Source organism: Candidatus Dormiibacterota bacterium (assembly GCA_035532835.1).
GTDB lineage: Bacteria > Vulcanimicrobiota > Vulcanimicrobiia > Vulcanimicrobiales > Vulcanimicrobiaceae > DAHUXY01.
This window is the reverse complement of the sequence record DATKQG010000085.1, coordinates 1-8,531: the sequence shown is the minus strand read 5'-3', so window position 1 is coordinate 8,531 and position 8,531 is coordinate 1. Positions and strand designations below refer to the sequence as shown.

The window sequence follows — 8,531 nt, the reverse complement described above, 5'->3', positions numbered from 1 at the left end:
CATCGCGTCGAGCCGCATCAGCGCAGGAACGAAGGCCGTCCCCGCGTTGCCGCCGCCCCACCAATTCGACGAATTGCCCATCATCGTCTGATAGCCGTCGCCGTACGCCATCATCTGGCCCATCGTCCCGCCCATCATATTGTAGCCGTTGTTGCCGCGGCCCCCGCCCATCATGCCGCCGCCGCCCATCGGGCCGTAATTTCCGCCCGTTCCGCCCCACGCAGGCGGCGTTTCCCCATACTGTTTTTGATAGGAGGAGCGCATGGTGGTGAGTTCGCGGGCGCGCTGGGCGATGATGTCGCTTGCAAGTCGCTTCACGTTCGCGTCGGTAGTGCTACGCTGAGCAGCCTCCGCCATGTTGACCGCCGCATTGTCGAACTGTAACAGCATTACTTCGAGGTGGCGTGCGGCCGGATAGCCTGAACCCGTCCATTGCGGATAACGAGTCTGGGCCGTCGGCGCCGTGGACTGGCCGGAGGACGGCACGGCCGACCCAATCGCGAGGATTACAGCGGCGAATATCGTGGCAAAAATACGATGTTTCATCATGCTTCCGTTATACCGCCCGGCTGCGAAGCCCTGATGAAGGGACCGAGAACGAATACAGAACGTCTACGGCTTTGGAGCCGTGCCCTCGGCGGCTGCGTCTACGCGTGGCAACGGGTTAACGGCGGCGCTGATAGCGTTGTAGATCGCAGCGAAGACGGCAGCTAGAAGCCCTGCTACGAGCGCGCCGCCGATCCATCCGAAGATTGCTCCGCCGAACGGCATACCACCCCAGCCCATGTGCCCACCACCCCAGCCCATGTGCCCACCACCCCAGCCGCCCATCGCTCCATATCCCCCCATGCCCGCCATTGGAAGAGCGACGAAAAGCGCCATAATGAGCGCCGTGCACGCCCCTGCGATCCCAAAGGCTAAGGGGTCCAGTCGCTGATACCGTGTTTTCATTTTTCGAAAAGCCTCTTTCACGTTAGCGTACGATGCCTTGACCCTCATCATTATGCGCCAAACCGATACGGTTTAAGCGAAGCAATTGTGAAGGCGTGCCACGGCACGGCAGACGAGCGCAACAGCGCTAACCGCTGTGCGATGCCCATCTCGTGCCGGCGAGCGCTCGGGGAGAGCGCTCGCAAACAACCTCTTGCTGGCGAATGTTTCCTCGTTTCCAGAATGTGTCCAATTAGAAACTGTTATTAGCCGAATAACGTGAAAGAATTAGAGTACGCTCAAGCGAGACGGATAACGCAAATGCACACCGGGGGCTCTCTTGCTGCGATCGCGAGCGCAACGGTACTCGTGGTCGCAGCTGAATTACTAAGCGCAAGGCTCCTAGCCTTGCCGGCAGCTTTGCCCGTGGCTGAGTCAGCCTTTGCATCGGGAAGAGTCGTCGATTACGAACGAAATGCGCCGCTCGCGGACATTCCAATATCGATTGCACCATATGTGCGGCGAGCTGCGTCGGTAGTAAAAACGAAAACCGACAGATCGGGCTATTTCTCATTCACGGCGGAGCCGGGCCAATACTTACTTACGGTTGGTAGCGGATCATCTCTCGGGACAAGAGCGACCTTGCATCAAGCCATAGCTTTGGTTCGGGGGATGAATAACCTTAAAGGGATGACGCCGGTTTCCGAGCCGGACGTTATACCAACGCTTTCACAAAATCGTGGCGCGCTTCGATTAATGGCGCTGAGCCCCATCGCGCTGGATTGCATCAAGGGCGCAAACCAAGGACGACTACGATTTGGCTTAGGATTGCTCGTTCCCGACGAGTACCTCGAGGAAGATGCAATTGCCGTGAATACCGAGCAAACGGCTCAAAACACCGATCTTCCCGTACCGCTCTTTGGGTTTACGCAGCCGTACGGGGTCGTCAGCGGGTTGGCCACGTCGGCGATGTTCGAGCAGTGTGCTGCGTGGACGGGATTGAGCTACTCGTACAAGCCCGAGTATCCGCCCTATCGCTTCAGCACGGATCCCGGCGTCATTTGGTTCGGAGCGAGTTTCGTTCCGAGCACCTTCCCAAAGCCGCAACCTGTCGGCAAACCTGCGTACGGCGTTCAGATGTGGATGAACGACCCGCGCTAGAAAGCGGCCGAACTGGTTTCAGTGGGCCACTTTCTTGCGGTATTCCGAACGGAATCGAGCGGCTCGATCGGCACGAAGGCACAGTTCATCGCCGCGGCAGCTTGCCAGTGGCTGACAACAACTATCTTTGCCGGTCGTACGAAGCGGATTTCTTTGCATCACGCATTAGTGCTGCGACGTCCAGCACTCTCAAATCGTTGATGATCGCCCCTCCTGGGACTTATGAATCATGTAGACCAAGTTTTTCGAATTCGAAATCGCGTCCGTCTCCGCGGGAAGCGATCTGCCCAGCCCGAACGGCCCTGGTATGCAGTTGTTCGCTGGTCCGAGTGAAGAGTTTATCGAGGAAGGCGTCCAAAGAAAAATTGCCGAGCGCCTCGGCGACGTGTTCTATGACTACTATCGGTTTCGCGCGTCCGCCTCGGAGTTTAATGCTTGGCGGAATTCACTAAGCGCGCTGGCGTACCAGTTGCGCTATTCGGGCATCAAGGATCATGGCGTCGTCCTCGAGATGCAATTGCCGCTTAGCTCGGCCCGCCTTGACGCCTTTGTGTTTGGGAGTTCTCCCAAAGGCGAAGATGCGGCTGTACTTTTGGAGCTAAAACAATGGAGCGAGGTAGCGCCAAGCGAGATCGATGAATGTGTTGAGGCGTTTGTCGGTGGCGGCGTGCGCCGGCTGCTCCATCCATGCGTTCAGGCCCGTGGCTATGCGGAGTATCTGCGGGACTCGAATTCGGCCTTCCACTCCGATACCGCAGGGATTGCGATTTCACCGTGCGCGTGGCTGCATAACATGCATCCGGGCGCCGCCGGCGTTCTGAAGAGCACGGAGTTTACTAAGCTGCTTACCGAAGTGCCATTGTTCCTCAACAACGACGCCGACGTGCTGAAGCAATTCTTCGATGACACTGTTGGAGGGGGAAATGGGATCCCCGTGATGGAGCGAGCGCTCTCCGGGAAGCATGCTCCGTCGCATAAGCTTTTAGAAAACACCGCCGCAATGGTTAAGGGCGAACCGCGCTATAAGCTCATTGATGACCAAGTCATCGCGTACAACGCGGTGCTGGCAATGGTGAGACGAGCTCAAAAGGACAAGCGCGAGAAGGCGGTCGTTGCGGTGCATGGAGGCCCTGGAACGGGGAAGTCGGTTATCGCCCTTAACCTCCTTGGCGCGCTCTCCAAAATGGGCGTGAACGTCCAGCATGCGACGGGAAGCAAGGCTTTTACCGGCAATCTATGGCGCATTCTTGGGGCGAAGAGCAAAGCACAGGTCCGCTATTTCAATAATTTCGGGCAGGCAGAAAGCAACAGCGTCGATGTCATTCTCGCAGATGAAGCGCATCGAATTCGCGAAAGCAGCAATACCCGGTTTACGCCAAAGGCAAAGCATTCCGATCGGCCACAGATCGACGAACTGATTGATGCTGCCAAGGTAACGGTGTTCTTCCTCGACGACTATCAAACAGTGCGGCCGGGCGAAATCGGTAGCATGAAGATGATTCAGGAAGCAGCCGTAAGGCATGAGGCCCGCTATGAATCCGTCGATTTGCGTACGCAATTTCGTTGCGGCGGATCGGCGCAATACATCGATTGGGTAGATCAGTTATTGGAGATCCGAAAAACCGGCGAGACGCAACTGGAAGCGGGCCAATACGATTTCTCGATTGTCGATACGCCGTTCGAACTCGAAGCCGACCTAGCCAAGCGCGAAGCGGAAGGATCGAGTGCGCGGATGATGGCCGGCTTCTGCTGGCCATGGTCGGACCCCACCGATGAAGGGAACCTCGTTAGCGACGTGCAGATCGGCGAGTTTCGTCGGCCTTGGAACGCTAGACCCGAGGCGACGCGCCTCGCGAAGGGGATTCCATCAGCCACCTTTTGGGCAACCGATCCCAATGGGTTTGCTCAGATCGGCTGCATATACACGGCGCAGGGCTTTGAGTTTGACTACGCAGGCGTAATATGGGCCAACGACCTCGTTATCCGCGATGGCAAATGGGTCGGCCAACCATCGGTATCTCACGATGGCCCCGTAAAAAGGGGCGGAGCGCGCTTCGTAGACATCGTCAAGAATTCATATCGCGTGCTGCTCACGCGAGGTATGAAAGGATGCAGCGTCTACATTATTGACGACGAGACGCGTGCCTTCGTTGCTTCAAGATTAACGAGCTCTGATAGCGTTTAAGGCTCGAGAAACCGAATATTGAGGCACTAATTCGGAGCATCGCTCGCATATAGCCAAGCTCGTGTCACGCTCTTTTGCGTGAAGTAGGCGGAGACGCTTGCGTTCTGGGCGTATCTTTGAAAGATGCATAGCATCACCGAACGTCAGCGCAAACCATCGCCGGGCGGCCGCCCGCAGCCGCTCGCCTATCTCGACGGCATACTCTACGTCGGCTCCTTGGAGACTAGCGTCATCTACGAGATCGAGACCGCTTCGTGGCGCGTGCGCGCGCAGAGTGCGGCGCCGGGAAGGCCTTACGGCATGGCCGTTCTCGACGGCACCGTGCGCGTCGTCGTTTCAATCGGCGAAGAGGACGATCGCTATCTTCATACGTTCGTACCGGGCAAGGGCTTCGATCCGAGCGGGATCGCACTACCGGGTCTCTCCGGTTCGCATCTCGCCTCCGACGGATCGTCGCTCTATCTCCTGCAGATCGGCAACCGTTGTATCGTGACGCTCGATGGGGATGGAACGGTTAAGAAGCAGACTGCGCTGCAGCAGCGGCTCGCCGGCATCGGCTTCGCGAACGGTAAACTCTACGGACTGGCGGGCGACGAGGAGTTCGAGCATCTCCATCTCGCCGAGGTCGATCTTCGCGGCACCGAAGTTGCGATCGCCGACATTGCCTCAATCTCCGACGAAGCGCGCGGGCTCACGCACGACGGTAACGCTTGGTGGACGTGCTATCGCGACAATAATCAAATCGTCTCGTTCTCGGCATAGGCCAATCGCATATGCCGCTCGCTAGGGGCGGCCCGAATCCAATGTGTTGGTTATGGCAATGATGTTGTCGGCGGTCACTGTATCGGCTTCGAGGTAAATTGCACGGATATGGCCGCGCGGCCCGACGACTTCGAGCAGATCGTTATGCACGATGTCATAATCGACGTTGGCGCGTTTGGCTAGGGGGTTGGATACCTCGGGTTGCGGAACGTACGTCCCCTCCTTGCGCTCGCGCGCGATCTCACGATCCTCTTGCGCGTTGCTCTCTCGTTCGTACGTGACCATGTACCCTTGTTGAACAACACGACGGATTTGCGCAACCGAACCCGTCAGATACTCCCAGTGCGTGTCGCTGGGCGGCCATCCATACTCGTGCATGAACGCGCGCATTTGCTTCGGCCCGGTGCCCGCGGGATCAACGTTGAAGGATATGAACTGAACGCGGTCGGCAAGCCCTGCGCGCTGCAACGCGCTCTCGACCTGCACGATGTGTTGGGCGGTCAGGGGACAATACGACGTGCAGTAAGGGAAGAGAAATGAGACCACCTGCACCTTGCCGAGAAACGCAGACGAGTGGACCTTGCGGCCGGACTGATCGACGAGCGTATAGGTGGGCACCGTGCCGTATCCGGTCGCTTCGCTAGAGTTTTGCGCGACATCCGATCGACCGCTCGCATGCGCCACCCATATCAACGCGACGATGCAGGCGAGAACAACCGCAGCGCCGGCAACCCATATCGCATAGAGCGTACTTTGTTTTTTCATAGGTATCTGTTCATCAGTATCGTCGGAGATATCGCTCTATCGGGACGACGTTGGTCTGACGTCGTGCACATTGAAGGGCAGCCTGTACACCGACGGGGAGTTGAGGCCACGTTAGGAGCGGGCAAAAAGCAGCAACGGCCCGATATCGTGATTGTCGGCGGCTCGTAGAGCCTCGACGTATCGCGCCCGGGTCTCCCCGGCATTGACCAGGTTTGCCCGCCCCCACGTAAAGGGCGGCTGCCCGAGCTGATGGGCGAGAAGATCGCCGACAAGACGCGAAAAGCGCCCGTTCCCATTGGGAAAAGGATGAATGGCGACAAGGCGGTGACTGAACCGCACCGCGATTTCGTCGGGCGAATAGGTGGCGTGATCGACCCAGTATCGCGCATCGTCGACGGCTTGCTGCACGTCCATGGCGATCCGATGGGCGTCGACGCCGATATTGCGGGCAGTCGTACGATACTGCCCCGCCCAACGCCATACGTCGCCGAACATCCGTTGGTGCAGTTCGCTTAGAAAATCGCGATCGAGGATATCGCGCCTTCGGGCATCGGCCCAGCGTAGAGCCGAGCCGATATTGATCTGCTCGGCTTCGTTCAACTCGTGACGCAGCGTGATATAGGACGGGATGAGCGCTTCGCGCTCCTCGGCGGTGAGGGGCGTGTTGGCGTCATCATCAGGATCGAACAGAGGATCAGGCATGACGATCCCGTTCCTCATCCCACAGGCCCCGTAGCGAGCCGGATAGGATGAGGTCGATCGTGCGCTGCCGTTCGGCATCGAGATCGGATTTGAGGAGGGCCTGATTTTCAAGGCGCATGGTGTGATCGACGCGCGAGACATCTTTGCGCGCCTTTTGCATCGCGCGGTCGCGCAGCATCTCCTCGAGGGGCTCGATCGGCACGAAGGCATAGACGAAGGCACAGTTCATCGCCGCGGCAGCTTGTCGCAACGTCCTCAAGGTGGTCGCACCGGTAACTTCCGCTTTCTCGATGGCCGGGATACGCGAGGGCGCAACGCCCATGCGAGCGGCGAGTTGGCGGGCAGTCATGCCCAAGGACTCCCGAATGGCTTTGATCCAGCCTTTTGGGGGAGCAGCGAGCGTCATGTCCCGGAGCGGCGCAAGGCGCCGTTCCAATTGCTTGCGGGCAAGGGCAGCTTGATTTACGTTCATATATATGTGTCCTAGCAGGCTCGAATTTAACATATATATATGAACAAAACAACCCGGCGAGGACAGATATTTATGAACGATTACGCCACGCTCGGGCCTGCGCCGGGCTACTCATCGCCCAAGATCGAGGCCCTCGGTCCGGCTGAAGTACTGCTTCGATAGCCCGTTCTAAACCGGTTAAGGCGCGCCCGTCGCCAGCAGCGCTTTGGTCGTGCCGCGCAGCGCTTGTTCGATCGTGCGCCACATCGCGGTGCCGCCGCTGCGAACCGGATCGTCCACGAAGAGCCCCGTTTGTTCGGCCGCGCGTGCGATCGCGTCCCGGGCCGATGGCTCGTCCAGCGCCGAGGTATCGAGCGCGATGGCGACCACGCGCGCCGGCTTGATTCGGCCGACGAGTTCCTCATGAATGGCAACGAGGCCCGCGAGATCCGGAAGCTCGACGTCCCAGCCGTCGATATGCGTCTTGTTGGCGCGATGGCACAGCACGAGCGCGTCCGGTGCACTCCCGTAGAGCAAACCGAAGGTTACCGGCGCATACGCGGGATGAAAGATTCCGCCCTGGCCCTCGACCAGCACGACGTCGGCCTCGGCAGACGCCTGCACGACGAGTTGTTCGGCGGCTCCCGTGACGAAATCGGAGATCACGCGATCCACCGCGATGCCTTTGCCTGCGATGAGAATGCCGGTTTGCCCGGTCGCGACGAACTCCACGCGCGTGCCGGAGGTTTTGGCGGCGCGTTCGATCTCGAGCATCGCCGTCATCTTGCCGACAGCGCAATCGCTGCCGATCGCGAGAACCACCTGCGAAGGCACGCGATATGCGGCGCCGCTAAAGAGCGGAATGTTTGCGGGAGGAAGGCGAACGTCCCATAGGCGAGACCCGGAGCGCTCGGCGCGGGCGACGATCTCGGCGTCGTCGCGCAGCAGTTCGTGTAAACCGCTCACGATTTCGAGGCCGGCGTCTACCGCCGCTAGCACCGCCGCGCGATGCTCGGCCGGAAGACGGCCGCCTTCGGTCGCGACGCCGATCAAGAGCGCGCTCGGCTCGTATGCCAAGGCTTCTTGGAATGAAGCTACGATCGGCGCGGTCGATCCGAGCCAGGGCAACACGTCGTTCACGCGTTTACCGGCAAACTTGGAATCGACGACGGCCACGACCGAGTCGCCGCGATAGCGTAAGACGCCGTGCGCGGTCTTCCCGCTCGACGTGGCGAGCATCCCTTCGGTTAAAATCGCATACCGGCGTTCAGATAGAGCGGACATGGTGCATGTCTACGGGAATCCGGCCGTCGCGTCCTGCCAAAATTTCGCCGTTGATGCTAATTTTTCGTTGTTCATCGTCCGCTCAGCCGGTGCGCGGCCAGTACCCCGGGTCGCGCTTGCGGTAGGGGATCGAGGCGAAATCCGCCGCCAGAGCTCCCGGCGTACCGACGTAGAGAACGCGCGTCGCGAGCGGCGCGAATTTGCGCCAAAAATGGTGCGAGGACTTTACGACGATCGCGCGTTTATCTTCCAGCGTCATGCCGAGGGCGGTGAATGCGTTCGGCGCGAAAA

10 protein-coding genes are annotated in these 8,531 nt (G+C 59.3%); 3 read left to right on the top strand and 7 right to left on the bottom strand.

Annotated features, from left to right (window positions below; all coding sequences use genetic code 11):
- Both VMW12_10455 and VMW12_10450 read right to left on the bottom strand, forming a co-directional pair.
- Positions 1 to 549 (bottom strand): DUF305 domain-containing protein (locus tag VMW12_10455; protein HUZ50135.1); only part of this gene is annotated, 549 nt, incomplete at its 3' end.
- Between the two features lie 63 nt (positions 550 to 612).
- A complete protein-coding gene (locus VMW12_10450; protein HUZ50134.1) occupies positions 613 to 951 on the bottom strand; it encodes a hypothetical protein in 339 nt (112 codons plus the stop codon).
- Positions 952 to 1,686: 735 nt separating this feature from the next.
- On the opposite strand from VMW12_10450, the gene VMW12_10445 reads away from it, so the two are divergent.
- From VMW12_10445 to VMW12_10435, 3 genes are all read left to right on the top strand, one after another.
- On the top strand, positions 1,687 to 2,091 hold the full coding sequence (locus VMW12_10445) for a hypothetical protein (GenBank protein ID HUZ50133.1): 405 nt from the start codon (positions 1,687 to 1,689) through the stop codon (positions 2,089 to 2,091).
- A 307-nt stretch (positions 2,092 to 2,398) separates the two neighbouring features.
- On the top strand, positions 2,399 to 4,276 hold the full coding sequence (locus VMW12_10440; GenBank protein ID HUZ50132.1) for a DNA/RNA helicase domain-containing protein: 1,878 nt from the start codon (positions 2,399 to 2,401) through the stop codon (positions 4,274 to 4,276).
- Between the two features lie 123 nt (positions 4,277 to 4,399).
- Positions 4,400 to 5,038, top strand: a complete 639-nt coding sequence (locus tag VMW12_10435; protein ID HUZ50131.1) for a hypothetical protein — start codon at positions 4,400 to 4,402, stop codon at positions 5,036 to 5,038.
- 21 nt (positions 5,039 to 5,059) lie between these two features.
- Here the strand turns inward: VMW12_10435 and VMW12_10430 are convergent, their stop codons facing one another.
- The 5 genes from VMW12_10430 to VMW12_10410 form a co-directional block, all read right to left on the bottom strand.
- On the bottom strand, positions 5,060 to 5,803 hold the full coding sequence (locus VMW12_10430; protein ID HUZ50130.1) for an SCO family protein: 744 nt from the start codon (positions 5,801 to 5,803) through the stop codon (positions 5,060 to 5,062).
- Positions 5,804 to 5,914: 111 nt separating this feature from the next.
- Entirely contained in the window at positions 5,915 to 6,505 is a 591-nt protein-coding gene (locus tag VMW12_10425) for a mobile mystery protein B (GenBank protein HUZ50129.1), read from the bottom strand.
- Positions 6,498 to 6,977, bottom strand: a complete 480-nt coding sequence (locus tag VMW12_10420) for a mobile mystery protein A (protein ID HUZ50128.1) — start codon at positions 6,975 to 6,977, stop codon at positions 6,498 to 6,500. Before VMW12_10420 ends, VMW12_10425 begins: the two co-directional genes overlap by 8 nt.
- Before the next feature lie 177 nt (positions 6,978 to 7,154).
- Positions 7,155 to 8,240, bottom strand: coding sequence for a DUF1611 domain-containing protein (locus VMW12_10415; GenBank protein ID HUZ50127.1), 1,086 nt, complete (start codon positions 8,238 to 8,240; stop codon positions 7,155 to 7,157).
- An 82-nt stretch (positions 8,241 to 8,322) separates the two neighbouring features.
- A partial coding sequence (locus tag VMW12_10410) for an MlrC C-terminal domain-containing protein (protein ID HUZ50126.1) occupies positions 8,323 to 8,531 on the bottom strand: 209 nt, incomplete at its 5' end.